19 protein-coding genes are annotated in these 26087 nt (G+C 60.5%); 4 read left to right on the forward strand and 15 right to left on the reverse strand.

Annotated features, from left to right (window positions below):
* The first annotated feature begins 147 nt into the window (after positions 1 to 147).
* The 3 genes from QRN38_RS05860 (at position 148) to QRN38_RS05870 (ending at position 2909) form a co-directional block, all read left to right on the forward strand.
* Positions 148 to 984 (forward strand): TatD family hydrolase, encoded by an 837-nt coding sequence (locus QRN38_RS05860; RefSeq protein ID WP_024666973.1) that lies wholly within the window; start codon positions 148 to 150, stop codon positions 982 to 984.
* 84 nt (positions 985 to 1068) lie between these two features.
* Positions 1069 to 2544 (forward strand): methyl-accepting chemotaxis protein, encoded by a 1476-nt coding sequence (locus QRN38_RS05865; protein WP_057418998.1) that lies wholly within the window; start codon positions 1069 to 1071, stop codon positions 2542 to 2544.
* A 125-nt stretch (positions 2545 to 2669) separates the two neighbouring features.
* A complete protein-coding gene (locus tag QRN38_RS05870) occupies positions 2670 to 2909 on the forward strand; it encodes a hypothetical protein (protein ID WP_057418999.1) in 240 nt (79 codons plus the stop codon).
* Positions 2910 to 2918: 9 nt separating this feature from the next.
* Here QRN38_RS05870 and QRN38_RS05875 read toward each other — a convergent pair whose 3' ends face one another.
* The 12 genes from QRN38_RS05875 to kdpF all read right to left on the reverse strand — a co-directional run bounded on the left by QRN38_RS05875 (position 2919) and on the right by kdpF (position 17200).
* The gene (locus tag QRN38_RS05875) at positions 2919 to 3716 is read right to left on the reverse strand and encodes an acyl-CoA thioesterase (protein ID WP_057418997.1); all 798 of its coding nucleotides are present in this window, start codon (positions 3714 to 3716) and stop codon (positions 2919 to 2921) included.
* Positions 3717 to 3873: 157 nt separating this feature from the next.
* Positions 3874 to 4626 (reverse strand): CHAD domain-containing protein, encoded by a 753-nt coding sequence (locus QRN38_RS05880; RefSeq protein WP_057418996.1) that lies wholly within the window; start codon positions 4624 to 4626, stop codon positions 3874 to 3876.
* 33 nt (positions 4627 to 4659) lie between these two features.
* The gene (locus QRN38_RS05885; RefSeq protein ID WP_057418995.1) at positions 4660 to 6684 is read right to left on the reverse strand and encodes a transglutaminase TgpA family protein; all 2025 of its coding nucleotides are present in this window, start codon (positions 6682 to 6684) and stop codon (positions 4660 to 4662) included.
* On the reverse strand, positions 6681 to 7664 hold the full coding sequence (locus QRN38_RS05890; RefSeq protein WP_057418994.1) for a DUF58 domain-containing protein: 984 nt from the start codon (positions 7662 to 7664) through the stop codon (positions 6681 to 6683). Before QRN38_RS05890 ends, QRN38_RS05885 begins: the two co-directional genes overlap by 4 nt.
* Positions 7634 to 8551: an AAA family ATPase gene (locus QRN38_RS05895; RefSeq protein ID WP_005738027.1), complete on the reverse strand. Its 918-nt coding sequence runs from the start codon at positions 8549 to 8551 to the stop codon at positions 7634 to 7636. Before QRN38_RS05895 ends, QRN38_RS05890 begins: the two co-directional genes overlap by 31 nt.
* A gap of 336 nt (positions 8552 to 8887) precedes the next feature.
* Positions 8888 to 9166 carry a lipoprotein gene (locus tag QRN38_RS05900; RefSeq protein WP_005765788.1) on the reverse strand — a complete coding sequence of 93 codons (279 nt, stop codon included), beginning with the start codon at positions 9164 to 9166 and terminating at the stop codon, positions 8888 to 8890.
* A gap of 106 nt (positions 9167 to 9272) precedes the next feature.
* Complete coding sequence (locus QRN38_RS05905) at positions 9273 to 9965, reverse strand: response regulator (protein ID WP_005765790.1); 693 nt, start codon at positions 9963 to 9965, stop codon at positions 9273 to 9275.
* On the reverse strand, positions 9962 to 12625 hold the full coding sequence (locus tag QRN38_RS05910; RefSeq protein WP_005765793.1) for a DUF4118 domain-containing protein: 2664 nt from the start codon (positions 12623 to 12625) through the stop codon (positions 9962 to 9964). The genes QRN38_RS05905 and QRN38_RS05910 overlap by 4 nt, the downstream gene beginning before the upstream one ends.
* Before the next feature lie 66 nt (positions 12626 to 12691).
* Positions 12692 to 13264, reverse strand: a complete 573-nt coding sequence (gene kdpC, locus QRN38_RS05915) for a potassium-transporting ATPase subunit KdpC (RefSeq protein ID WP_032639330.1) — start codon at positions 13262 to 13264, stop codon at positions 12692 to 12694.
* A gap of 54 nt (positions 13265 to 13318) precedes the next feature.
* Positions 13319 to 15397 (reverse strand): potassium-transporting ATPase subunit KdpB, encoded by a 2079-nt coding sequence (gene kdpB / locus QRN38_RS05920; RefSeq protein WP_011103911.1) that lies wholly within the window; start codon positions 15395 to 15397, stop codon positions 13319 to 13321.
* 10 nt (positions 15398 to 15407) lie between these two features.
* Positions 15408 to 17102: a potassium-transporting ATPase subunit KdpA gene (gene kdpA, locus QRN38_RS05925; protein WP_005765800.1), complete on the reverse strand. Its 1695-nt coding sequence runs from the start codon at positions 17100 to 17102 to the stop codon at positions 15408 to 15410.
* Positions 17103 to 17104: 2 nt separating this feature from the next.
* The gene (gene kdpF, locus QRN38_RS05930) at positions 17105 to 17200 is read right to left on the reverse strand and encodes a K(+)-transporting ATPase subunit F (RefSeq protein WP_003406089.1); all 96 of its coding nucleotides are present in this window, start codon (positions 17198 to 17200) and stop codon (positions 17105 to 17107) included.
* Positions 17201 to 17443: 243 nt separating this feature from the next.
* Here kdpF and QRN38_RS05935 point away from each other — a divergent pair, with 243 nt between their 5' ends.
* Complete coding sequence (locus tag QRN38_RS05935; protein WP_005765803.1) at positions 17444 to 17707, forward strand: helix-turn-helix domain-containing protein; 264 nt, start codon at positions 17444 to 17446, stop codon at positions 17705 to 17707.
* 71 nt (positions 17708 to 17778) lie between these two features.
* On the opposite strand, the gene QRN38_RS05940 is transcribed toward QRN38_RS05935, so the two are convergent.
* From QRN38_RS05940 to QRN38_RS05950, 3 genes are all read right to left on the reverse strand, one after another.
* Positions 17779 to 22509, reverse strand: a complete 4731-nt coding sequence (locus QRN38_RS05940; RefSeq protein WP_057418993.1) for an RHS repeat domain-containing protein — start codon at positions 22507 to 22509, stop codon at positions 17779 to 17781.
* Positions 22510 to 22599: 90 nt separating this feature from the next.
* Entirely contained in the window at positions 22600 to 23085 is a 486-nt protein-coding gene (locus tag QRN38_RS05945) for a lipoprotein (protein ID WP_005765807.1), read from the reverse strand.
* Entirely contained in the window at positions 23082 to 26072 is a 2991-nt protein-coding gene (locus tag QRN38_RS05950) for a hypothetical protein (protein ID WP_057418992.1), read from the reverse strand. The genes QRN38_RS05945 and QRN38_RS05950 overlap by 4 nt, the downstream gene beginning before the upstream one ends.
* Positions 26073 to 26087 lie beyond the last annotated feature (15 nt).

Below are 26087 nucleotides of genomic sequence, written 5' to 3' on the forward strand. Positions count from 1 at the left end.
TCTTGAGGTCACGCAGCCGCATCGAACAGCGAAGAAAGTCGTCGAGCGTTCTCGCTCAATCATTTGAATACCCAGCTTTTTCTTGGCTATTTCTTATTGCAACTGCGGCTCTGGTATGCTCCGCAGCCTTCAGCTGGAGGTAGCACCATGCAACTCATCGACATCGGCGTCAATCTGACCAACGCAAGCTTCGCCTCGCAGCGACAGGCGGTACTCGACCGCGCCTATGCCGCAGGCGTCGATCAACTGGTGGTCACCGGCACCAGTGTCGAAGGCAGCGAACAGGCCTTGCAGCTGTGTCACGAACTTGATGAAAGCGCGCAACGCCTGTTTTGTACCGCAGGCATACACCCGCACTCAGCGAGCGATTGGACCGGCGACACCGAGAAACAGTTGCATGCCCTGCTCAAGGAAAATCGCGTGCGTGCCGTGGGTGAATGCGGGCTGGATTTCAACCGTGACTTCTCCCCTCGCCCTCAGCAGGAAAAGGTGCTTGAAGCGCACCTGGCCATGGCCGTGGAACTGCAACTGCCCGTCTTTCTCCACGAGCGCGATGCCAATCAGCGTCTGCTGGACATTCTGCGCGACTACCGCGACCGCCTGCCTGCGGCCGTGGTGCATTGCTTCACCGGGGAGCGGACGGCGCTGTTCAGCTACCTGGACCTGGACCTGCACATTGGCATCACCGGCTGGATCTGCGACGAACGGCGTGGCACTCACCTGCATGCGCTGGTGGGCAACATCCCGCGCGGTCGATTGATGCTGGAAAGTGATGCGCCCTATCTGCTGCCTCGCAGCCTGCGCCCCAAGCCGAAAAATGGTCGCAACGAGCCCGCCTATCTGCCGGAAGTATTGCGCGAAGTGGCGTTGCACCGGGGCGAAAGTCAGGAAGACCTGGCGCGTCATAGCACGGCCTGCGCACGGGCGTTTTTCGACCTGCCGACCGTGCAACCGACAGAGGAAGAAAATCTGCAGCTTTGTTGACCCGCATCAAGGGCGGCGTTGATGGATGAGGCATCGTGATGGCATCTTGCTGCTACTCCACACGATCATCAAAGAAGACCGCTCATGGGCTCATGGCTTGGCAACCTTTCACTGAAGTACAAATTCTGGGCCGTCAACGCGGTCGCTTTTTTCACCACGCTGTTGCTGGTGCTGTTCGCCCTGCAACTCGAACAACAGGCACGCGCAGAAACCTCACGCCAAGCTGCGCAAGCCCAGGCGCGGCTGCTGAGCGCCTGGCCTGCCGACAAACCGCTGCCCTCCAGCGACACTCTGCTGGTCTACACCCAAGGTCAGGCGCCCGTGCTGAACGGGCTGGCGCTGCCAGAACTGGCAAACGGCAGCGGCTGGGTTGCCCTGGATAAACCGTCTGGTGGCCAATGGCTGAACGGGGCCTGGCTTGCGCCCGCCAATAAGGGTCAGCAGCTTGCCGTGCTGGCCTTTACCCCGACCTTCAAGCAAATACTGCTGGATCGCTTCACGCACTACGCCGCCGCCGTTTTTGTGCTGATGTTGCTGATGCTCTGCGCCTCGCAACTGTTGATCCGTTTTTTGCTCAGCCAGCTCAACGCGCTCAAGGACGTGATGCTGCATGTCGAGAAAAGCGGCGACCTGTCAGCCCGCGTAGCCAACCGCAGTGACGACGAAGTGGGGCAGATGGCCAAGGCCTTCAACGCTATGCAGGCCGGATACCAGCGGGTGGTCAACACCGTTTCGCAGACCGCCAGCCGCCTCGATGAGGGCGCCGCGCATCTGGCCTCGGGCATGAAGGATGTGCGCCAGGGCATGCTCGGCCAGCAAAGTGAAACCGATCAGGTGGCCACCGCGATCAACGAGATGACGGCCACTGTCCACCACATCGCGCAGCACGCTACGGCCACCCGCGATCAGTCGCAGACCGCCGATGCGCTGGCGGTCACCGGCAAGGGCGTTGTTGATCGTGTGCAGGTGTCGATTGCCGGGCTTTCCAGCGGTGTGCAGCAGACGGCTGAAATGATCCAGCGCATGGCCGAAGACAGCCAGAAGATCAATAGCGTGGTCAACGTGATCCACAGCATTGCCGAGCAGACCAACCTGCTGGCCCTGAACGCCGCCATCGAAGCCGCACGCGCCGGGGAGATGGGTCGGGGCTTCGCGGTGGTCGCCGACGAGGTGCGCAATCTGGCCAGGCGCGTGCAGACTTCGACCGACGAAATCACCACGATGGTCTCGACCCTGCAAAGCGGCACCCGCGATGCGGTGGATTTCATGCAGGACAGCTCGTTCAAGGCCGATGAATGCGTGCAGCAGGCCAGGGAAGCCGGCGAGGCGCTGGCGGCGATTGCCAGCGCGGTGGCACAGATGCGCGAAAGCAATACCCAGATCGCCGTCGCAGCGCAGCAGCAGAGCCAGGTGGCAGAGGACATGAACCGCGCGGTGGTGAGCATCCGCGATGTCACCGAGCGCACGGTGATTCAGACGGTGGATTCCGCCAGCACCAGCGACCAGCTCGCCACACTGGCGGGCGAGCTCAACAGCGCCATCGGCCAGCTCAGGCTGTAACAGGCTATCGATACGATAGACAGGCTTGACTCGCGGACGACCGGAGGCAGGCCTACTCTTCAGCCATTGAACGACACACTGAAAGTCGTCCTGAATACCGTGTTGAAGAGGACATCAATATGAACATGAACAAGCCACTTGATCTGCACCACAACCAACGTCATGACAACATCGATCATCAAGAGCAATCAGCCAGCGTTACTCTTTATCTGATTGCCGTCCCCCTGTTCATACTTGCGTCCTTGCTGATACTCAATGGCATGTTTTCCGAAAGCCTTTCATCAATGGCTATCGGTGTGATCGGGCTGGCGGCGGCGCTGGGATTCCAGCGCAAGGACGCCGCACGGCTCGCTCAGAAGCCTTAACCGGCCTGTTCAGCCAAACACCGTCACCGTCTGGCGACTGATCGCAATCAACTCGCCTTCAGGGCTCCACAAAGCTGCGGCCGTGTGACCATATCCGTCGCTGGCATGCTCGATGACCGCGCGATAGCTGCACCATTGCAGCGTATCGAGCGCGGGCTGTGGCTGAACGAACTCGATGGTCCAGGTCAGCGAACTGCCAGGCGCGGGTTTATTCAGGTGCGGCAATATCGCCGGCGGCCAGGTGTCAACCAGCGCCAGAATGTACGCTTCACTCAAGGGCCTGGCCTGCTGCTCATCACGAAACCGCACGTAACCGCCAATCGCCGGTGAGGGTGTATTGCTGTAAGGCATGCCACCCAACGCCCAGCGAACGTCCATGAAGCGCAGGTAGTCGGGCATCAGGCCGCTGACGAAAGGCAGCTCCGGGCAGTGTTCAAGCGGTGTGAGGTCTGGTGCGGGCTGGGCGGCCACGGCAATCATCGACCCCCGAGCCGCGCCGAAGCTGCCCTGAATCAGCGTCATCACCTCGCCATTCTGCACGGCACGCCCCAGCACCTGGCTGACGCCCTTGCCGTGGCGCAGAATTTCGACCTCGAAAGCAATCGGCACGCCGGGCGCTGCCGGGCCAACGAAAGTGATCGCCAGCGAACGGATTGGCCGCCCTTCCGGCACCTGTTTGCGCATTGCCTCATAGGTCAGCGCTGCCATCAACCCGCCAAAGCAGGCGCGCCCCTGGGACCATTCGGCAGGAATGGTCACCGAGTGCGGGTTGTCACGGGCGGCATCGATCAATTCGGAAAAGGTCATGGTCACTCCAACGGCTCAGAATTCGTTACTCAATATTCAATGAAGGATTCAGTGATTGGATGATAACCATCCTCTTTCTGAGCCGCATGCTTCATAGTGGCCATTAGTGCGGCTTGAATGGCACTTTTTCGCGAAAAGACTGCCACGGCCTGCCAGATCAGAAACAGGCTTTGGCCAGCCGTTTGAGTGACGCTTCGGCCTTGCGCTCGGCCTGCACGATACCGATTTGCCAACCGGGCACGCAGGGTGCCAGGTCCGCCTGCTCTTTAGCCTGCGCCAGCCACTGCAAGTGATCGTGCCAGTCGCCGAGTTCGCCCTGTGCGGACTTGAGCCGGGCCTGCATGTTTTTCGGTTGATGGCTGAGTTCCGGGTAGGCTTCGGCGGCGTAACGCACGCGCTTGATCAGCAGCCGCAGATCGTGACGGTCATGCCCAGGCTCGGCGATGGCCACGCGCAGTTTCTTCCACTGCTTGTCCATGCGCTTTTCGATGGTCTTGCGCAGCCCGCGCAACAGCCCCTGCCGCTGCTGCACGCGCAGCGTTTGCGGAAAGCGGTCGATCAGCGCCAGCAAACCGGCCAGCTCGGCTGAGGTGGCGACTTTCGGGCAGGCATCTCCCAGGTACTGGTCGCGTTTGAACGCGGCCTCGTTCAGGCCCTGTTCTTCGAGAAACGCGGCCAGCACCTGCATGTCCCGCAACGGCGTGGTCAACTGGCCTACCGCCTTGGCGGCTTCTTCCAGTTCTGCGGCAGCCGGAATCTCGCGCAGAGGGCGCAACACGCTGCGCAGACGCCGCACGGTGGTACGTAAATCATGCAGCGCTTCACTGTCGGTCGAAACCGCCAGACGCGCCTGACAAGCGAGCAATTTGACATCCAGCGCCAACACTTCGGCAACCAGATGATTGACCATTGAAGACATGCAATTCCCCTTCGACAAGACGACTCATGAATGCCTGTCCCTGACGGCTGACACTCTCCACGGCAAACGCCGACGCAGCGCCCTCAACGCCTCTCTCAGGCGACTCGCCGAGGCCAGTCGTCCAGCGTAGCGCTGCGCCTGAAACTCGCGAATGAACGCGGTGATAGCCTCGGCATGCTGCGGAAAGAACAACACCGCACGACGGCAGAACGCATCAGCGCCCTCACCCGGCATACGACGCAGACCATGGCGGGCCAGCAAGCGTTCAAATGCGCCGAACACGCGCAGCTGCGAATCGCTCTCGCGCTGCCATGGCTTGAACAGCCACAATGCAATCAAACCCAGTGAAAGCACGATGCCCGCTACAAAAACCGGTGCCTGAAACCCAGAAAACCAGCGGCCGAGAATTTGTAACTGTTGTTGTCCCTGATAGCCCAGTACCCAGCGCTGCCAACCGTAGTTGAGGTTGTCCCAGCTCAGGCGCAGGGTGTTGAGCCAGGGCACGTTGCGATAGCGCAGCGCTGACAGCGGCGAATCCTGCAGGAACGCTTCGTCAGCCGCCAGTGCCTGCTCCAGACCTTGTTCGATACGTTGCGGCGCAACGGCCGCCGTCGGGTCGACACTCCGCCAGCCCGCGCCCGGCTGCCAGTATTCGACCCAGGCGTGGGCATCGAACTGACGCACCGTCAGGTACTGCCCGTCCGGGTTCAGTTCGCCGCCCTGATACCCGGCCACCACCCGCGCCGGAATGCCTGCAGCACGCAGTACAAAGGTCATGGCCCCGGCGTAGTGCGCGCAGAAGCCGCGGCGACTGGCAAACAGGAACTCGTCAATGCTGTCGTTACCCAGCGGCATCGGCTTGAGGGTGTAATGAAACGGCTGGTCGCTGAAATAGCCGAGCATGGCCTCGACCAACGCGTCCGGCTTCGCATAGCGACGGCGCAGGTCAGCGGCCCATTGGCGAGCCTGCTCATCGCCTCTGGCGGGCAGTTGCAGGTTCTGCCGCTGAATCTGCTCGCTGGACTGCGGGTCGCGAAGGCTCTGCGGCCAGGAACTGACGGCATACAGCAACGACTGCTCGATGGGCCGTCTGCGTTGCAGGCGAAAATCGCTCATCTGGCGCACGTCTGGCAACGTGGTTTGCGCCACGTCGAGGCTCGGCATCCAAGGTCGACCGCTGGCCTCCATGACAATGCTGTAGGCCAGCGCAGGGCCACGTTTTTCCCACTGCGGCACCTGCACGGTCTGCGCGCGTGCCGACTGCGACCAGCGACGTCCGTCGAACTGCTCAAGGGTCAGGCCGCGCCAGTACAGCTGATTGCGCGCCGGCATCGGCCCCTCAAAACTGGCACGAAACACCAGCGCGGGGGATTTGCTCAGTTCGGCCATGTCGCCCGGCGCCATGTTGTCGGACAGCCCCGTGACACCCTTGTTGCTCGGTTGCGGCAAGGACCAGAGCGGGTCCAGGCGCGGAAAAAACACAAACAGCAGCAGCATCAGCGGCACGGCCTGGGCCATCAGCTTGAAGGCCAGCTTGAGCGTATCGGCGGATTTGCCGGCCAGATCCGATTGTTGCAGGCCGATCAACGCAGCCAGCAACGCCCCGACCGGTAACAAACTGAAAAGCGCCCACAGCAGGTTGTCCTCGAACAGATAGCCAACCGCCACGCAAAAAAAGCCGAGGAAGATCAGCACTCGTGCGTCGCGACGGTTGTTCATCTCCAGCATTTTCAGGACGAAAGCAGCCACCAGCAGCGCAGCGCCCGCATCCAGACCGACCAGGCTGCCACGGGCCAGGTACACGCCACCCGCAGTGCCCACCAGCAACCCGGACTTGATCCAGGTACCGGGCAGCCGGGCGCGCATGCGAAACACCTGAACCCGCCAGAACGTGCAGCCCAGCCACAGGAGGGTGATGGAAATCGGCACGTGCTGGACAAATGGCAGCACCACCAGCGCCTGTGCCAACAGCAGCCAGGTGAGGCTGACACGCGCAATGGGCGCGGCGGTTATCGACACGGCGGCAATGGCATCGGCCCTGTTGGTCATGGTCGGTGACCATAAAGCGCAAGCGCGCGCAGGCAGGCTTCGCGATGCGCGTCACCGCTGTCCACCGTCGAGAGAAAACCCGGCAGGTGCAAGGCAAAAGGCTGATGACGCTGGGACAACTCCAGCACCCAGTAACACAAGCGCGACAGGCGCTCCTCAATGTCGCCGCCGAGTGCCATGAAGTCCAGGCACAGGTCATGGCCGCTCAAGTCAGTGAAATCCTTTACCAGCAGGCCCTGCCCTCGGGAGTACGCTTTCCAGTGCAGACGGCTGCGGTTGTCGCCCGGCTGGTAACTGCGCAGGCCTTGAAAATCATCGACACCGGCACCCTGAGTCGCTTGGCCGTCGTCTTCAGCATGGGGCTGCACACCTTTGCGCAGCGGCAGGGTCCCGGACAACGGCCGTGGGTAGATCAAGGCGCTCTGCTCCAGGTCCAGCCAGCTCCAGGCGCGAAAAACGCCCAATGGAAAGACGCTCTCGACGCGTAATCTGGGCGCACGCAGCCAGCCACGTTTCTCGGCAGGCAGAGTCAGCGCGAGGTCAGTCAGCCCGCGTGGCAGTACATCGCCCGATTGCAGGGCTGTTGCGCTCCAGCCCAGGCCCAACGCGTGATGGGCCTGCCCGGCGCTTTCCAGACGCAGGCGCAGTTGCACCGGCTCGCCGACAAACACCGAACGCGCCACACCGGCACTGAGAATCAAGCCGCTGAGGTTGCGATACGTGTGCAGGATGGCCAGTACACCGACTGACAGCAGCAGAAAGGTCAGGCCGTAAGCCAGGCTGTTCTGGTAGTTGATCGCCACCAGCAGCATGAGCACCAGCACGATCGCAAAGGTCATGCCGGTGCGCGTCGGCATGATGAAGATGCGCCGATGGTCAAGGGTGATGCGCGACGCCGGGGGAATACGTCGTGCCAGCCAGCGTTGCCAGCGCGGTTTGAGCGGTTCGATCAAAGCACCGGCACCTCGCGCAACAACCATTGCACCAGCGCCCCGCCGCCATGCCCGGTCGGGTCACTGCGCTCACGCAGCCGATGGCCAACCACCGACGGCAGCACCGCCTGCACGTCTTCGGGAATCACGTAATCGCGCCCCAGCAACATCGCCCAGGCCCGCGCCGCCGCCAGAATCGCCAGGCTCGCTCTGGGCGACAGGCCGTAGGCAAACTGCGCCTGGCTGCGCGTCGCATCGACCAGCCGCAACACATAATCGACCAGCGCATCACTGGCGCGCACCTGCCGCGCCTGCGCTTGAAGCTGACCGAGCAGGGCGTGATCCAGAATCGGTTGCAGGCGCGGTAACAGCTCACGGCGCGACTCGCCGAGCAGTAAAGCTTTTTCTGCGGCTCTGGCGGGATAGCCCATGGAAATACGCATCAGGAAGCGGTCGAGCTGCGACTCGGGCAGCGCAAAGGTGCCACCCGAACTGAACGGGTTCTGAGTGGCGATCACAAAAAACGGATCGGGCAACAGTCGGGTCGCACCTTCGATGGACACCTGCCCTTCTTCCATTGCTTCCAGCAAAGCGCTCTGACTTTTGGGCGTGGCGCGGTTGATTTCATCGGCGAGCACCAGCTCGGCAAAGATCGGCCCGGGGTGGAAGGTGAATTGCCCACTGTCGCGATCAAAGACCGAGGTGCCCAGAATATCGCCGGGTAACAGGTCGGAGGTGAACTGAATGCGCTGATAACTCAGGCCAAGAATTTTCGCCAGCGCATGGCTGAGGGTGGTCTTGCCCATGCCCGGCAAGTCCTCGATCAGCAGATGCCCGCCGCCGATCAGGCAGGTCATGGCCAGCCGCACCTGCGCTTCCTTGCCCAGAATCACTTCATTGATGGCGCTCAGGCACGCATCGAGTTTTCTACCCATCGAAAGCCCCTTCCGAAAACAGCTGCATGACTGCGGGACTGCAAGCGATGCAAAACGTCTGAACACTCTACGGTGAGCGTAGGCCGTTTCGCTAGAGTCGGTAGGGATTTGATGTGATGCGCGCGGAACGAAAAACCCGACTATCGTGCGACGCTCCGCGTCGGTATGCCGTTCTGGACGCTCTGCGTCCGGTCTTGAATGCTCGGCGCGGCGCAAATTTGTGACGCAGAGCGTCACCCAGGGCATTCCTACGCTGGAGCGTGAGGAACGATAATCTTAATTATCGTGCGACGCTCCGCGTCGCCATGCCGTTGCGACGCGGTGCAGGATCAGCTATCAGCGGCCAGCGCGGGATTCGCGGATGTAGAAGCGGGCTTTTTCAGCTTTTTCGGTGCAGCCTTCAAAGGCTTCGAACTGTTGCTGGGTCTTGGCGCCGGTCAGCAGCGACAGGGCCTTGGAGTAACTGACGGTTCCGGCAAAGCCTTCGGCCTTGGCCAGATCGAGCTCATGCCAGGCGGCGTCGATCTGGGTGCCGCAGCTGTCGCGATACCCGGTCTTGCCGGCGCAACCTGCAAGAACAAAGACCAGCAATGGCAGACAGATAAAGGCTTTCATGCGGTGTTACCTCAAGGATCAATGTGGGGTGTGCGGCTTTGACGGTCGGGCGCACTAAAAGTGCCGTGGCCCGGACGCCGCAATCGTTGTTTTCATGTTCAGGCCATCAACTGTCCGCGAGCAATCGATAGCCGATCCCGGCCTCGGTGATGATGAACCTCGGCGCGGTCGGGTCATCGCCCAGTTTCTGACGCAAATGCCCGACTACGATGCGCAGGTAGTGGCTGTCTTCGGCATGGGTCGGACCCCAGATATCCTTGAGCAGTTGCTGCTGGGTGATGACCCGTCCAGGGTGCCGGGCCAATTGTGCCAGCACCGAGTACTCCTTGCGAGTCAATGCCACTTCCAGGTCATCAAGCAGCACACGACGATAGGCCAGATCCACCGTCAGCGGACCGAACCTCAAGGCCGACTCGGGCTTGTCGCTGCCCGAGACCTGCCTGAGCAAGGCCCTGACCCTGGCCAGAAATTCCTGAATGCCGAAAGGCTTGGTCACGTAATCGTTGGCCCCGGCGTCCAGCGCCTGGACCTTCTGCGCTTCGCTGGCGCGCACCGAGAGCACCAGTACCGGCACCGCCGACCACTCGCGAAACTCGCTCAATACCTGCTGACCGTCCATGTCAGGCAGCCCCAGGTCCAGCACCAGCAAGTCAGGCTTGTTCAACGCCGCCTGGGTCAGCCCCTCGGTCCCGGTCGCCGCCTCCAGAACCTTGTAGCCCTGCGAGACAAGGCTGATGCGCAGGAATTTGCGAATCTGCGGTTCGTCGTCGATCACCAGAATGGTTGCCGTCTGACTCAAGCGGGTTCCTCCATTTCAGCGTCAGGCTGGGCCTGTAGCGGCAGAAACAACGTGATGCGCGTACCCAGCCCGTCGATGCCTTCCTCGACCGTGAGCCGTCCGCCATGCGCGCCGATCATGCCCTGACAGATTGCCAGGCCGAGCCCGGTGCCCTGCCCGCCGCGATCACCGCGAGCGGCGGTGTAGAACATGTCGAAAATCTTCGCCCGCTCATCCTCGGGGATGCCAGGCCCTTCGTCACTGACCGAGAAGAACAGCTCGCTGTCGACCACGCCGGCCGTTACTTGCAAGCGCCCGCCGAGGGGTGAAAAACGTGCCGCGTTCTCCAGGACGTTGACCAGCGCCTGCTCGATCAACGCCGCGTGGACATACAGCAACGGCAAGTCGCCGGTGACCTGCGTGCTGACCTGCAACGGCGTCAGCACCGCACGCAGGCGGTTCAGCGCGCTGCCGACAATATCGGCAGGCGACACCCAGTCGCGCGCCAGTTTCAGCGCTCCATGGCCCAGACGGGTCATGTCCAGCAGGTTCTGGATATAGCGGTCCAGGCGCTCAGCCTCGTCACGAGTGCCTTCCAGCAGCTCGCGGCGATCCTCCAGCGCAATGGCTTCGCCCAGCGCCAGCAGGCTGTCGATACTGCCGCGCATCGAGGTCAGCGGGGTACGCAGGTCGTGCGACACCGAGGCCAGTAAGGCGCTGCGCAGTTGCTCGGTTTCGCCGTGCAGACGCGCCGCCTCAAGCTCCTGCGCCAGTTGCGCACGGGCCAGGGCCTGGGCGAGTGGCTGAGTCAGTGCGGCCAGCAGCCGTCTGTGCTGATCGGTAAACGACTGCCCTTCCCGTGCACACACACCCAGCAATGCCAGTGGCCCTTCTTCTGCGGTAATCGGCCACCACCACCAGCGACCCGAAGGTAGCGTACCGGTGCCGCTGCCTGCCGGTTGATCGTGCTGCCACGCCCAGTCGGCCGCTGCCCGTTCGGCTTCCGAAAACGTCAGCGGCCCGCCGGTTTCGACCACCAGGCCGCCCTGCGTATCGCGATCCACCAGGCACAGGTACAGCTCCTTCCAGCCGGAAAAATGCTGTTCGGCGGCGTTGAGTACCGCTTTGCGGTCAGTGGCGGCGGTCATCTTGCGCGACAGGTCGAGCAGCTCGCTGGTCTGTTCCTGAGTATCACGCAGCGCCTGCAATTGCCTGCGCTGGCGAGCAGCCAGTTTGCCGGTCAGCGCCGACATCAGCAGGAAGAACAACAGCGTCAGCACGTCCTCTTCGCGCTGGATGTTCAGGGAAAAACTCGGCGGTATGAACAAGAAGTCGTAAGCCAGAAACGACAATCCGGCACAGGCCAGCGCCGGCCCCATGCTGCTGCGCACGGCGACCAGCAGCACCGCGGCGAGAAAGATCAGGGAAATATTGGGCAGCGCCAGCACCCCCGCCACACCCCAGGCCACCAGACTGGCGATCAGCGTGGCGACGAAAGCCAGGCCGTAGTCGAACCACACCACTTCGCGCGCCGGGCGCGCACGCGGCGGTTGATCAGGCAGCTCTTCACTGTCATCGAGCACCGAGATTTCCAGCCCGTGCCCTTCGCGCAGCAAACGCGCCGCGACGCCACCACCGAACACCCGGCGTCGCCAGTGCCGCCGCGATTGCCCGACCAGCACCACGCTGGCACGCCGTTCGATGGCATGCTGCACCAGCGTTCTGGCAACCTCCCCGGCGCGCAACGAAACCGCTTCACCACCGAGTCGCTCGGCAAGTTGCTGGGCGCTTTGCAAGCGTGCCCGCGATTGCTCGTCGAGGGTTTGCCCGTCATCCACATGCACCGCGCTCCAAGGCAGATGACGACGCTGGGCCACCCGGCTGGCGTGGCGCACCAGACGCTCGGCATGCATGTCGCCATCAATGCCCACCAACATCCGCCCGCGCACCGCCGGGGCAGACTGGCCCAATTGCCGATAGCCCTGCGCCAGATCGTTATCGACCTGCGCCGCTGCGGTCTGCATGGCCATTTCGCGCAGCGCGGTGAGGTTGGTCTGGGTGAAGAAGGCGTCGATGGCAGCGCGCGCCTGCTCCGGTACGTAGACCTTGCCGTCGCGCAGGCGCTCGAGCAGCTCGCGCGGCGGCAGGTCGATCAGCACCAGGTCGAAGGCTTCCTGCAACACCCAGTCGGGCAGTGTTTCACGCACCTGCACGCCGGTGATGCCGCGCACCTGATCATTGAGGCTTTCCAGGTGCTGGACGTTGACGGTGGTATAGACGTCGATGCCGGCTGCGAGCAATTCCTGAATGTCCTGCCAGCGTTTGGTGTGCCGGCTGCCGGGCGCATTGGTGTGCGCCAGTTCGTCGACCAGCACCAGGCTCGGCGCCGCCTTGAGCAGCGCGTCGAGGTCCATTTCTTCGAGGGTCATACCGCGGTATTCGGTGCGCAGCAAGGGCTGTTGCGGCAGGCCGTTGAGCAACGCCTCGGTTTCCGCGCGGCCGTGGGTTTCCACCACGCCCGCCATCACCCTGACGCCCTGGCGTAACTGCGCGTGGGCTGCCTGGAGCATGGCGTAGGTTTTGCCGACGCCAGGCGCCGCGCCGAGAAAAACTTTCAGCCGCCCACGGCCTTCGCGGGGCAACTGGGCCAACAATGCGTCAGCTCGACCGGAATCACTCAAGTTGGTTACCACCCTCTCTTTATTACTGACAGCTTAGTTAAGCGATTGCTGGCACGGCGCAATTTGTTACAACTGCGCGTTACGCGGTGCAGAAGGTAACTGATTCAGGCTCATATTCAAGGTCAACACGTTGACCACCGGTGGGCCGATCAGTGGGCGCTGGGTGCTGGCGTCGATCAGCGCCTGCACCTTATCCAGCGGCAACTGCCGGGCCGCCGCCACGCGACCGGCCTGCCAGGCAATGGCCTCAGGTGACAAGTGCGGGTCCAGACCGCTGCCGGACGTGGTCAGCAAGGCCAGTGGCACGGGCCCTTGCGCGGCGTTCGCCAGCTTGGCGGCATCCTCGGTGACGCGGGTCGCCAGTGCCGGGTTGCTCGGCGCGAAGTTGCTCGCGCCACTGGCTACCGTCGCAAAAGCGCCCGCCGAGGGGCGCGACTGAAACCACTCGTCGCCGGTAAACGACTGGGCGATCAGTGCCGAGCCGCGCACCTTGCCCGCCTCGTCATACAGCAGGCTGCCATTGGCCTGCGCGGGAAACGCCACTTGCGCCACTCCGGTAACCACCAGCGGGTACGCCACGCCGGTAATCAGGCTCATCAACACGATCAGGCTCAAGGCCGGACGCAATACACTGGACATCTGCACATCCTCAATCAGGTAAGGCTGCATGCCGACCGGCATGCAGCACAGGTTTCACACAAGGCCGAGACCGACCAGCAACATGTCGATCAGCTTGATACCGATAAACGGCACCACGATGCCGCCCAGGCCGTAGATCAACAGGTTGCGACGCAGCAGATGAGCCGCGCTGGCCGCCTGCACACGCACGCCGCGCAGGGCCAGCGGGATCAGCACGACGATGATCAGTGCGTTGAAGACGATGGCCGAGAGAATCGCGCTCTGCGGGCTGGCCAGCTGCATGACGTTGAGCACGCCGAGTTGCGGGTAGATCGAGGCAAACAGCGCCGGCAGCACGGCGAAGTATTTGGCCACGTCGTTGGCAATGGAGAACGTGGTCAGCGCGCCACGGGTGACCAGCAATTGCTTGCCGATCTGCACCACGTCCAGCAGCTTGGTGGGGTCGCTGTCGAGATCGACCATGTTGGCCGCTTCGCGCGCCGCCTGGGTGCCGTCGTTCATCGCCATGCCGACGTCGGCCTGGGCCAGCGCAGGCGCATCGTTGGCACCGTCGCCGCACATCGCCACCAGTCGGCCTTCGCCCTGCTCCTGACGAATCCGCTCCAGCTTCTTCTCCGGCGTGGCTTCTGCCAGCACATCATCAACGCCCGCTTCGGCAGCAATTGCCGCGGCGGTCAGCGGGTTGTCGCCGGTCACCATGACGGTCCGAATGCCCAGTTTGCGCAGTTCTTCAAAGCGCTCACGAATGCCCGGCTTGACCACGTCCTTGAGGTGGATGGCGCCCAGCAGCCGACCGTTGGCGCAAACCAGCAACGGCGTACCACCGGTCTTGGCGATCTTGTCGACTTCGCGTGCCAATGCCGGCGGCAGCTCGCTGCGCTGCATGTTGATGAACGCCAGCAGCGAATCCACCGCGCCCTTGCGGTACACATGGCCTTGATAGTCCACGCCGGACAGCCGTGTGTCAGCACTGAACGGCACGGCCGTCACCGACCCCAGGGTCGGCTCGTTCATCGGGTGCTGCTCGCGCAGAAACTCGACGATGGATTTGCCTTCCGCCGTGTCGTCGGCCAGCGACGCCAGCAACGCGCCCTCGCCCAGCTCTTTGGGGGTCACGCCAGGTGCTGCGTAGACGGCAGCGCAACGGCGGTTGCCGAACGTGATGGTGCCGGTCTTGTCCAGCAACAGCACGTGCACATCGCCTGCGGCTTCCACGGCACGCCCGGACTTGGCGATCACGTTGAGGCGCACCAGGCGGTCCATACCGGCGATGCCGATGGCCGACAGCAGGCCGCCGATGGTGGTGGGGATCAGCGTCACCAGCAGCGCCACCAGAAACACCAGCGGCAGGCTGCCGCCGGCGAAATGGGCGAACGGCTGCAAGGTAATGACCACCAACAGGAAGATCAGCGTCAGGCCGATCAGCAGGATATCCAACGCCACTTCGTTGGGGGTTTTCTGACGTTTGGCGCCTTCGACCAGCGCGATCATGCGGTCCAGCGTCGATTCGCCGGGGTTGCTGCTGATGCGGATCAGCAGCCAGTCGGACACCAGCCGGGTGTTGCCGGTAACCGCCGAGCGGTCGCCGCCGGATTCGCGAATCACCGGCGCGGATTCACCGGTAATCGCCGCTTCGTTGACGGCTGCAATGCCTTCGATGACTTCGCCGTCACCGGGAATCATTTCGCCGATTTCGACGCGCACCACATCGCCCTTGCGCAACTCGCTGGCATTGATCGTGCGCAGGCTGCCGTTTTCGTCACGGATGCGCGCCTTGAGCCCTTCGCTACCGGCCTTGAGGCTATCAGCGCGCGCCTTGCCACGGCCTTCAGCCAGTGCTTCGGCAAAGTTGGCGAACAACACCGTGAACCACAGCCACAGGGCAATCTGCACGCAGACCGAAGTCGGCACCTGCGGGTCGGGGATGACACACAGCACGGTGGTCAGAATGGCAGTCAGTTCCACCACCAGCATGACCGGCGAACGCTTGAGCTGGCGGGGGTCGAGCTTGACGAAGGCCTGCACCAGCGCCGGACGCCACAGGGCGGCGATGCCGGTTTTCGCTGATTCGTTGACGGCCTGTGGATCAGCGGCTTTTGCAGCAGCATTTCTTGAAACTTCAGTAGTGCTCATGATCGGTTCCTCAGAAACCCAGGCTCAGGTGTTCGGCAATCGGACCCAGTGCCAGGGTCGGCAGGAAGGTCAAACCACCCACCAGCAAAATGGTGACAGTCAGCAACGTGACGAACAGCAGACCGTGGGTCGGGAAGCTGTTCTGGCCCTGAGGCGCGGTTTTCTTCATGGCCAGGCTGCCAGCCAGTGCCAGCACCGGCAGGATGTAACCGAAGCGGCCAATGAAGATCGCCAGGCTGAGCATCAGGTTGTGGAACACGGTGTTGGCACTAAAACCGCCGAACGCCGAGCCGTTATTGGCCGTGGCCGAGGTGTAGGCGTACAGCAACTGGCTGAAACCATGCGGGCCGGGGTTGCTGATCGCACCTGCCGGGCCAGGCAGACTGGCGGCAATCGCGCCCAGCACCAGCACGCCGACAGGCATCACCAGCAAGGTCGCGACCAGCAGCCGGACCTCTTGCGCTTGAAGCTTCTTGCCCAGGTATTCCGGGGTGCGGCCAATCATCAGGCCGGCGAGGAACACAGCGATCAGTACGTTGAGCAACATGCCGTTGAGGCCGACGCCGACGCCACCGAAGATCACTTCGCCGACCATCATGTTGACCAGCGCGACCATGCCGGCCAGCGGGTTGAGGCTGTCATGCATGCCGTTGACCGAACCGTTGGACGCCGCCGTGGTGGCCACGGACCAGAGCACCGTGCCGGTGGTGCCGAAGCGGGTTTCCTTGCCTTCCAGCGGCGCAGTCTGTTCGACGCCTGCGATATTCAGCGCCGGGTTGGGCTGGTACTCGGCCCACAACGACACCGCGCCGCCGATCAACAGCAAGGCCAGCATGCAGCCGAGAATCGCGCGGCTCTGGCGCATGTCCTTGACGTAGTGGCCGAAGGTGAACACCAGCGCAGCCGGGATCAGCAGGATCGACACCAGTTCGAACAGGTTGCTCCAGGCGGTCGGGTTCTCGAACGGATGCGCCGAGTTGACGCCGAAGAAGCCGCCACCGTTGGTGCCCAGTTGCTTGATCGAGATCTGGCTGGCAGCAGGGCCCATCGGCAGGCTTTGATCCGCGCCTTGCAGCGTCAAAGCGTCGATGTAATGGGCGAAGTTCTGCGGTACGCCCTGCCAGACCAGAAACACCGCCAGCACGATACTGATCGGCAGCAGCGCGTAAAGCGTGGCGCGGGTCATGTCGGCCCAGAAGTTACCCAGGCTGTGCGACGAACGACGGCTGATGCCGCGACACAGCGCAACCAGCACGGCCAGGCCAGTCGCAGCGCTGACGAAGTTCTGCACGGTCAGGCCGACCATCTGGCTCAGGTAGCTGAGCGACGCTTCGCCGCTGTAGGCCTGCCAGTTGGTGTTGGTGACAAAGCTCATCGCCGTGTTGAACGCCAGCGACCACTCCATGCCCGGCAGCTGCTGCGGGTTGAGCGGCAGCAGGCCTTGCAGCATCAGCATCGCAAACAACACGACAAAACCTGCCAGGTTGAACGCCAGCAAGGCCCAGGCGTATTGCTTCCAGGATTGCTCGGTTTTCGGGTCAACGCCGGAGATCCGGTAGCAGGCCCGCTCGACCGGCCCCAGCACCGGGCTCAGCCAGGTGCGCTCGCCTTCCATGACCCGATAAAAGAAACGCCCCAGCCACGGAGCAGGCGCCAGCAGCAGGACCAGAAAGGCCAGGATCAACAGATAATCGTAACTGTGCATGATCACTCCTGGCTCTGGTCGGCGCGCAACAGCGCCACCAGCAGATAGATGAACAGCCCGACCCCCATCAACAGAGAGATACCATCCATAACGCTCATTGAAATTTTCCCCATCAGGCAACAACCGGTTACGGCGCAGGCCGCGTGGGGTGATTGTCTGCAGCAAGGCTGTAAAGACGCGAGATCGACAACGGGCGCCGAGCGTAAAGAAGCTGTAAAAAAACGCTACAGGCCAGACCCTGCGGCGCATGCAAGGCCGTCAGCGCTGTCATTTATGTCAGGTTCGCGATGTTGACGGCGGGGGTATCGTGATGCAGCGATCTTCAGGGAAAGGACTTCACTATGCTTCGCGACAAGGGCAAACCACCCGGCACTCCACCGCCCTCTCAGGAAACGCCCCCCGCTGTCCAGTTGACGGTCAAGGAACGACAAGTCCTGGAGTGGGTGGCGATCGGCAAATCGGCGTGGGAGATATCACGGATACAAGGCTGTTCGGAAGCGACCGTGCACTTTCATACCAGCAATATTCGCCGCAAGTTCGGGGTGACGTCGTTGAAGGCGGCGTTGGTGATGGCGATCAGGCAGGGGGTTATTTTGGTGGAGTGAATCATTTTTTATACGAAAGGACGTAAGTAATGAAGGCTTTGAATTATATCGAAGCCTTCATGCAGCCCCTATTAACTCCTCCTGATATTACTATTCGCGCCATTAGAACTCTGAACAATAGGGCTTACGTTGTTGCTAGCTGAAAATCTTTGCGAAACATCCAAAACCCACTGTTCAACAAGCGCCTGTGTATCAATTTTTGTTGCCATCGCGACTTCATCAAATACCACGCCAGAAGAAGACCCCGAGCTACTTGAGTTCGCGTCACTGGCCCCCCTAGGGATAAGTACTGCGTTTCGGCGCCCTGCTTGTCCTAATTGAGCACTTTCAGACGTGCTAGCAACAAGGACTGCCTTTCTCGGCGCCACTGGTTCTGATGAAGCACTTTCAGACGTCTTAGCAACAAGGACCGAGTGTCTTGGTTTACGTGACGTTCCTGGCTGATTGCCGCCTGCGTCAACGGTGCTGCCCTGAGAATTTGAGATTCCCGCACGGCTATTCGCCTCGGGTGTCTCGAACCTCACATTTTTCTTTACGTTGTTTTGTTGGGGGCTTCCTGAACGTAGGCTGCTTTTAAGAGGGGGGCTTGTTGGTCTACGGAGCATATGTCCCGTTGGATCCACTCCATTCACCGAATCCCCCTCCCCATACGCATAAGCATTCATCCCGCCCTCGCCAAACGGGCTCAGACTGTCCGGGTTGTGAAAGCGCATCAACACCGGGTTATACGCCCGATAGCCATTGCCCAACAATTGCCAGCCGGTTTCGGTCTCGTGCAATTCGCCGTTGTACCCCAGCCTCCCGGCCGGAGGATTATCACCGCTGCTGTGACCGTATACGGTATAAGACCGGTTGCTGACCCCGTCAGGATGAACTTCGCTCAACACGCTGTTGCTGATGCTGGTGGAAAACAGCAGCGCGTCACTTCCCTGTTGCTCAGCCAGGAGGTAGCCGTCGCCACGCATGTACGTGCTGTTCTGACTTGCGCCCAGTTGACTGGCCAGCACCCCGTCGCGATAAAAGCGCTGCTCACCGGTTTCACCTGCCAAGCGGTCCTGCGGGTCGTAACGATAACGAACATCACCGGCAGGCATACTCACTTCAAGCAGTCGGCCAAGCGGATCGTAGCTGAGCAGGCGGTCAGCCTCGTCGGTAATCAGGTTGCCGTCCGGATCATAGGTCAGCCTGATTTCCGGCGGATAGGTACTGTCATTTTTGTTCACCGGGATCAACCGGGCATTCACCCACGCAAGTTGTGTATTGGTCACCCGGGTCAATTGCGCCGGGTCGATGCCTTCGTAAAAGTAACGCGCCCGGTTGCGTCCACCGTCAAACGTAGTCGTGACCAAGGTCAGATTGTTCAGGCCATCAAAGCTGAACACCTGGCGGCTAATCGTCATGCCATAGGGGTCCACCGGCCGCTGTTTACCTGAACAATCGTATTGCGTCAGGCGGCCACACAGATCGTAACCATAGCGCTCTTCGCGAATGATGACCGCCCCCTCGCTGAGGGTTCGCTCGACCATCTGGTCAACATCATCGTAAACCTGAACCATTTGCTGGTTGGCGCCATTGATCGTAAACGTACGCTGCGCTTCACGCCCTTGAGCGTCATATTCCAGGCTGATCACCACCTGGCCATTGCTCGAACTGTCCAGCGTGGCGATGCTGGCCGTACGGCCGAACGTGTCATAGGTGAAATCCGAAACCACTTCCCCCAGCGAAGTCTGAGCCAAACGCCCGAAATCGTCGTAGACGCTGAGTTGCTCCTGGCCCAGCACATCGATATAGGACAGCGGCAGACCCAGCCGGCTGTAGCGGTAGTGCATCGTGTTTTCAATACCTTGGGAGGTACGCTGCTCGCTCTTCAGTGACCCGGTGCTGTAATACTCACGCTGCAACTCTTCACCCTGTTCGGAGGAACCGATAAGGCGCGCATTTTGTGGGTCGTACGTGTAGTCGGCGGTCAGTTTCAGCCTGGCAACGGTGTCGGACTGGGTACGCTTCAGCGGTTCATCACCCAGCTCAGGCAGGTAGTCATAATCAATCTGTCGTCCGCTGGGCAGTTTTACTGTCTTGGGTTGCATCAGGTCGGACGTGTAGCTGAGCTCACGCTCGCGTCCTCCGGTGATGGAGGTGACGATGCGATCCAGCCCGTCGAACTTCTGCTCGCCCAGTACACTGCTCTTGCCGTTATGATCGACACCGATCCAGGCCGGCAAGTCTTCGCCGCTGTGGGGCGCATAGCGGCGACGCACGACCGCCCCGTCTGGCAACGTGTTTGCCGTGACTCGATCAAAAACATCATAGCCGTAGGTTGTGCTCCGTTCCCGGGTTGGCAAACCGGAGACTTCCTTGACGAGGCGCCCCAGCCCGTCGTACTGGTAACGGCTCAGGCTGACCGGTTCACTCAACCAGTCCAGCCGATCCAGGCGAACGCTACGAGTCGGCTCATCGAACAGATTGAGCCAGGTTTCGCTGACCTCGCTTGTCTGCAGCCCGTCATTGCTTTCAGTCCAGCGGCGCTGGATCGGGCCGTTGGAAGCCTGCGTGCCGACGGGGTCGGTTTGCTCGATTGTCGTTACACCGTCCGGCCCCGTGACGCTTAGCTGCTGGTCCCAGTCGTCATATTCGAAATAGTTGGTCAGGGCCCGTTTCTGCTGGTCCAGCCAGTCGTAACTGGTTTCCTCAACCTTATCTCCCCAGGCGTCATACGCAGCTTCATACGTCTGACGCAGGTCAAGCCGGCGGTGAACATCAGGATTATCGGCGTCGGCGCGAGCCTCATAAATGACCCGACCAAGACCATCAAAGCGGCTTGTAGTCTGCACATTCTTGACATCAAACAACCTCTGCTCGGCCTGATCGGTCTTCACGGCGCAAAGCTGATACTCATAGTGTCTGGTTGCCTTGTACTCCTCCTTGTTCGGCGAGACTGTTTCACTGACTACGCGCCGCAGATTGTCGTAGTCATAACGAATTTCCACATCGTTGTCATCGCGATTGAGCAAAGGCTCGCCGGTGAACAGCGAGTGTTCCAGCCTGATGACTTTCTGTGTCATGTCAAAACCGGTGACGATCTGTACGGTTTGCTGCACGGTCTGGTCAAAATCGGGATCTTGCAGAAGGTCGTAACGATAGTCAGTCGTGGTACTCAGCCCCTCCAGGGTCACCGACTGGTGACGGATGCGCCCGTACTGGAACGCGTCGTACGGGTTATCTTCGATATACGTGTACGTTGTCTGTTGCAGCTCTTTCTCGCCATCAGTGGTTTGCTGCAGCAGCGTTTCGCTCTCTGCTGCAAGCCACAGGTTTTGGCCACTGCCTGCAAGCGCAGGCAAAGCCTTGTAGCGATAGCGGGTGACGAGGACAAGCGCGTGGCCATAATCAGATTGCGCCGGAACAACGCTTTTTGCCTTGAGGGTACGCACAAAGCCATCGGGGTCTGGCGGGCAGCCGTCTTCACCGCTGACCGAGTACCATTCACTCGTCTCGGTCACCCCGTTAGCCTGAGTCTGAGCCAACAGATTGCCGTAACTGTCATAGTCACTGCTGACGATCTCGGTACGCGGCACGCTGCCATCTGGTGACAATCGCCAGGTCGTCCTGACCTCTTTGGGCAACTGACAATAGTTGGGTTGCTGGTCAAACGGCTTCCCCTCTTCAATGTAGTAGCGAGTGTCCACTTCCAGGATGCTGAGATTCTGGCGCGTGGTTTCCAGGGCCAGCAGGTGAAACTGGTTGAATACACGCTCGATGCTGCGTACGTCCACATCGTTGACACGCAGGGTTTCAGTCGATGAATACAGGTATGGCGCTGCGCCAAGGTATCGATACAGGTTATCCAGACCATTATCTTCCCAGGCGATATCCAGGCCCGCCCCCAGAAAGTTGCGCTCGCGCCCTGCGCCATCCTTGTAGGCGTAGCGCACGTCGACCTCAGGCTGCAAAAACCCGGGCGTTGTCAGGTGGCGAGTAACCCGCGGCAGCGGTTCACGGCCAGCACTGAGGGGAAACTGATGCCCGGAGTCCTGATAGAAGACATCTTCATGCCCCCCGACAGGCGTATCCATCGAGGCAATGCATGAATGGCCGCGAATAATGCTGTAGGTAAAACGCCAGGAAGCCTTGTTGGCGGTCGGCAATTCGATCCTTGCCACGTTACGGTTCGAGCCGCTCAGAATCATCACAAACTCTGCGTCGGCTTTCGGGGCCCCATAAAGCAGTAACCGCACCGAGGTACTGTCGCGAGTGATTGTGAGAATCACCTGACCGTCATCATCCACAACTTCGCTGAGCATTTGATAAGCACCGAAGGACGCATAGTGCAGCGTAATACCATGCCCCTCGGGTGAATAGATGCGGACCGGCAAGGCAATGCGATTACCCAGACTGCCAAGTACCTCAAGTTCTTCCACCTGACCGGATTTGTGCACCACCCGGTAACGGGTGTCGTCCTGTTTGTAGAAGTGAAAGCTGTCGAGCTTCTTTTCAGGCATCCACAGTTGGTCCCCGAGGGAGCCTTCTACCTTGAAGGTTTCTCCACTGCCCAGAGATACGATCCGGGTGCCCGGATCGTATTGTGACAGTTGTAGGTTCCAGCCAAGGCCGAACCCGCTGTCCTGCACATTGAGCGGGTTATAACTCAGTACCAACGGTACAACCGGGCCGCGCAGCCCGTTGCTTTTGACCTCGGGCAAGTTAATGGACACCGTGTACTGCCCGGTGCGCGGGTCCACACCACTTTGCAGGTAACTCATGAAATTGAAGGCATTGGAATGAACGGATGTCGAGGTGGTCATGTCCAGAACTCCTGGCGCTAAATGAATACGTGGTCACACGTCGGCAGAGCAGGCATATAACACTTCATGCCTGCTCAGCCGAACTGATTATCAAGTTGATTCAGTCACATTAACGCAGGACAACTTGCCTGTTATATTCTCGTCGCCACTGTAGCCCTCGACCAGTAGCACACCCTTTGCGACGATGGTATTGGCGGGTTGGCCCCTGAGTTGATCGATGGATATCCAGAGCGTCGTAATAGGCTCAATGTAGGTGCGCAACGTGAACGTCCAGCCTTTGTCTTCGTTGCAGTCATTGGAGCGGAGTTGTATCAACACCGCAGAGCGAACATTATCCAGCTTTATGTAGCTCATTTCGTCGTTCTTGCACGAATGGTCTTCTTTATTAAGCCAGACCGATTCGGTTTTTACGGTAAAACTGCAGTTGTTACCTCCACCGTCGCTATTTTCTGCAAGTCTGATCGTGCGACTGGGCACAGGGTCAGCGGCAGGAGGCTGACTACCGTCAAACACAAGCGTGCAACTTGCCAGGCTGGCCAGCGCCAGACCTGCAAGGGTTTTGATCAGCGTATTCATGGGTATGACTCCCTGTCATCGGATTGTTTAAACGTCTCGTTTCTGTCGGGCGGCGAATACTGGGTATGCTGAAGTCGATTACGCCTGCCTACCTGGCCTTGCGGCAGAAAACTGATCATTCGCTTGTGGACATTACCCTGAGTATCGAGCAGCCTGACCGCCAGCGAGCCAGACAGGTAATCCCGCGCCGGAGCCTCGGGTAGCGGATTCGGCGGCGTGGGGGGCGGAGGCGGAGGACTTGCCGGGATAAATACAACCGGGTATGTCCGATGCAAGCTGATCACCAACTTGCCCGTTTCGAACTCGGTAACCTTGACGGGAACCGTCAGATAAGTGTCTTTATTTAATAGCTTTTCCAGCTGTGTGTCGAAGCCGATCATGCGCGCATCATCTTTCACCGCTGCATCGTCGAATATATAACCTGTCCAGCTGAACATGATTTCTGCGGCCTGCTCGCTTTCCCATAGAATCATTGACCGCCTGCGTTTCGCCGCTTCGTTGGGCCGCTGACTGTCAATGACCGCAAGAAATTCCAGCGTCTCGAATTTGACCCACTGTCCGGTGTCGGGATAGCGGACGCTCAGCGCCCAGTAGTCAACCGTTTTCAGCTCGAAATCGAATGGATCATCTGGATCGCCCGCCGGTGGCGGCTCGGGCAGAGGATTGCCCCCCGCGCCTGTAGCGCGTGTAGGCACAAAGATATAATTGAATTTATCGAACTGTGGAAGCTGTCGCGGGGTTATCTGCACCAGGCTGTTGATGTCCTCCAGTTCAAGCGAAGTCTTCCATTGGCCGTCGTCCTTCTGGAAGGTGGCGTAGAAATTTCCGATAAACGCAGTGTCTTCCCGGCTGTGCAGGTAGAAGTTCTGAGTGACAATCACCGGAGCGTTCAGGTCCGACTCCTCTGCGCCAAGCCCCGGCCCGGCCAGCTCGAAACGGTTGCGTAGCAAACTCACGCGCCAGGCTTTTGTGTCCTCTTCGGATATACCGTCGAGCTCAGGGCTGACTGACTCAAGGTTCTGGTTGCCGTCTTCATTGACCAGGAGCATGGACGCCCTTTCAATGACGCTCAGTGGGTAATCGATACCATCAACCGGCATGGTCTGAGTCTTGACCTGCAGCCTGAGCTGCTGATAGCCGTTGGGGTAAAGGCGCCCTTCGCGCTGATTATCGGTGCCGCCTGGCACCAGAATGATGAACATCGAGAGCTCTTTCCAGCTAGGCTCCTCATCCATCTCGGACAGCTCGATCACACTGTAGCCGCACGCCAGGACTACGCCGTTGTTCACCACCTCACAGCTCACCACACTACTGGCAACCACCGACACATCGGGCGGCATGAATAACCCTTGCGGGTCCACAGTGCCAGCGCCGCCAATGACCTTCCAGCGTCGCCGCAGACCTGGCAACAGTGCGCTGTCGTCTTTCAACTGCACCGCTTGACGTCTGCGCGCGCGGGCCACGAAAGGGGGCTCGACACGCAACAGCTGTTGACCATTGGCTATCAATACGGTAGCAAGGCCGGTCTCGCTCCCCAGCGCATCAATATGCTGCGCGACCAACGCTTTTTTTCCGGATCTGGCATCTGCGACAAACCTCACGCCGCCATCCATGCCGAGTTCGCCATACTGCGGACCGCTCAGCCGCCATTGGACCGGGATTGCGTCCAGCGTCGAAGCGCCCAGCGATACGGGGTGCATGGACTCAGCGCCACCCGCAACGACCGCCACCCGTGGCACCAGTGCCATGCTCTCGAACACCACCCCCAACAACGCCGAAGCAGTGCGCGTGACACCTGAATCATTATAGGTAGCGGTAATCACGACGCGCAGCAGGTCATGGCCAATCGTTTCGGGAGCTGGTGCAGTGTAGAGGCCGTCAGCCGAGATGCTACCGTGCCCGGCAGTTGTATGGCTTTGCAGGCTGACCGCGCTCCAGTCCGTCAACGGTATCACCTGACCTTGACCGTCACGCAGAATGAAGCGCTGGGTCTGCCCTGCCTTGATGGTCGTGAATAAGGGTGTGACGCTGGCCAGCGTTGCACGCAGAGTGCCGAACACCACAAGATCATCGTGCCAGTAGCGTTCGAGCGCTGTAAATGTGTCGCCGCTGGTAAAACGCAAACTGTCGAGAATGGGCAAGCGTCTGGTATCAACGTCCGACATCGCTTCCCGGGAAAGGATCAGCACGGTGCCATATTTGCCCTGATTGCCAGTGCCGTGTTCGTCAGGTATCGGATATGGCAGTGTTTCTGATGGCGGGAATTGCCCTTGGTCGAGATGGCCGCTCAAGCGCATGAGCAGCAGCAACGCGCCTTCACCGAAGTTCTCCGCGCCCGGGACGTCTGCACCGGGCGCAACCACGGGATGTATCTGAAAACTTTCAACGGCCTGCGCCGAATATCGTGCAAGCTGCACCTGTACAACCGAGAAGACACCGCGGTGCAGCGCAATCTGCTGAAATCTGTCGGCAAAGAGTGTCGCCAGGCGCTGGTTATTGGCCTCATCAAGCCCCGCCAGGTTGCAGCCAAAGTCATACCCTTCAGCAAGGTTGAACGTCACTCGGCCAGTGTCATCGGTTGAAAGCCGGACACTCAGCGTCAGCATGAACCCCATTGACTTGGTAACCCTGGAGCTTGCGGACACGGTCGTTGCACCGCCCGACACATGGTGAAGACTGCTGTAGCGCCCGGCGACGATACTCATCGCCACGACAACACTGACCTCTCCTGACAGTTCATACTGAAATGAAAGGGTTGGTGCACCCAGTTCGACGCCCGCAAGCGTCAGGGTATCGAGCATGGGGTCGTTCGCACCAACCTCGCCGCTGAACAGCGGCACAAAGGCAAGGCGCTGGTAACGTTCTACGTATTGCTGTTGCAATTGCTGGTTGATATCACTGCGACTGATCGCGGCAATAGCCCCCCAGCCCTGAGTGCCATTGCCGGCGCTCAGTTTATCCAGAACATCTCTCATGGAGTTGGACATTACATTACCCTCCGC

The sequence above is a fragment of the Pseudomonas sp. CFBP2511 genome (assembly GCF_030209255.1).
Lineage (GTDB): Bacteria > Pseudomonadota > Gammaproteobacteria > Pseudomonadales > Pseudomonadaceae > Aquipseudomonas > Aquipseudomonas avellanae.

Excerpts from the sequence above, each read along its gene's own strand:
- QRN38_RS05900 (WP_005765788.1), bottom strand. The coding sequence starts at position 9,166 with ATGAAAGCCTTTATCTGTCTGCCATTGCTGGTCTTTGTTCTTGCAGGT.
- QRN38_RS05895 (WP_005738027.1), bottom strand. The coding sequence starts at position 8,551 with ATGGGTAGAAAACTCGATGCGTGCCTGAGCGCCATCAATGAAGTGATT.
- QRN38_RS05890 (WP_057418994.1), bottom strand. The coding sequence starts at position 7,664 with ATGGTTGTTGCGCGAGGTGCCGGTGCTTTGATCGAACCGCTCAAACCG.
- QRN38_RS05880 (WP_057418996.1), bottom strand. The coding sequence starts at position 4,626 with ATGGTCAATCATCTGGTTGCCGAAGTGTTGGCGCTGGATGTCAAATTG.
- QRN38_RS05875 (WP_057418997.1), bottom strand. The coding sequence starts at position 3,716 with ATGACCTTTTCCGAATTGATCGATGCCGCCCGTGACAACCCGCACTCG.
- kdpC (WP_032639330.1), bottom strand. The coding sequence starts at position 13,264 with ATGTCCAGTGTATTGCGTCCGGCCTTGAGCCTGATCGTGTTGATGAGC.
- QRN38_RS05945 (WP_005765807.1), bottom strand. The coding sequence starts at position 23,085 with ATGAATACGCTGATCAAAACCCTTGCAGGTCTGGCGCTGGCCAGCCTG.
- QRN38_RS05950 (WP_057418992.1), bottom strand. The coding sequence starts at position 26,072 with ATGTCCAACTCCATGAGAGATGTTCTGGATAAACTGAGCGCCGGCAAT.
- kdpF (WP_003406089.1), bottom strand. The coding sequence starts at position 17,200 with ATGAGCGTTATGGATGGTATCTCTCTGTTGATGGGGGTCGGGCTGTTC.
- kdpB (WP_011103911.1), bottom strand. The coding sequence starts at position 15,397 with ATGAGCACTACTGAAGTTTCAAGAAATGCTGCTGCAAAAGCCGCTGAT.
- kdpA (WP_005765800.1), bottom strand. The coding sequence starts at position 17,102 with ATGCACAGTTACGATTATCTGTTGATCCTGGCCTTTCTGGTCCTGCTG.
- QRN38_RS05935 (WP_005765803.1), top strand. The coding sequence starts at position 17,444 with ATGCTTCGCGACAAGGGCAAACCACCCGGCACTCCACCGCCCTCTCAG.
- QRN38_RS05885 (WP_057418995.1), bottom strand. The coding sequence starts at position 6,684 with ATGACCAACAGGGCCGATGCCATTGCCGCCGTGTCGATAACCGCCGCG.
- QRN38_RS05860 (WP_024666973.1), top strand. The coding sequence starts at position 148 with ATGCAACTCATCGACATCGGCGTCAATCTGACCAACGCAAGCTTCGCC.
- QRN38_RS05870 (WP_057418999.1), top strand. The coding sequence starts at position 2,670 with ATGAACAAGCCACTTGATCTGCACCACAACCAACGTCATGACAACATC.
- QRN38_RS05865 (WP_057418998.1), top strand. The coding sequence starts at position 1,069 with ATGGGCTCATGGCTTGGCAACCTTTCACTGAAGTACAAATTCTGGGCC.
- QRN38_RS05940 (WP_057418993.1), bottom strand. The coding sequence starts at position 22,509 with ATGACCACCTCGACATCCGTTCATTCCAATGCCTTCAATTTCATGAGT.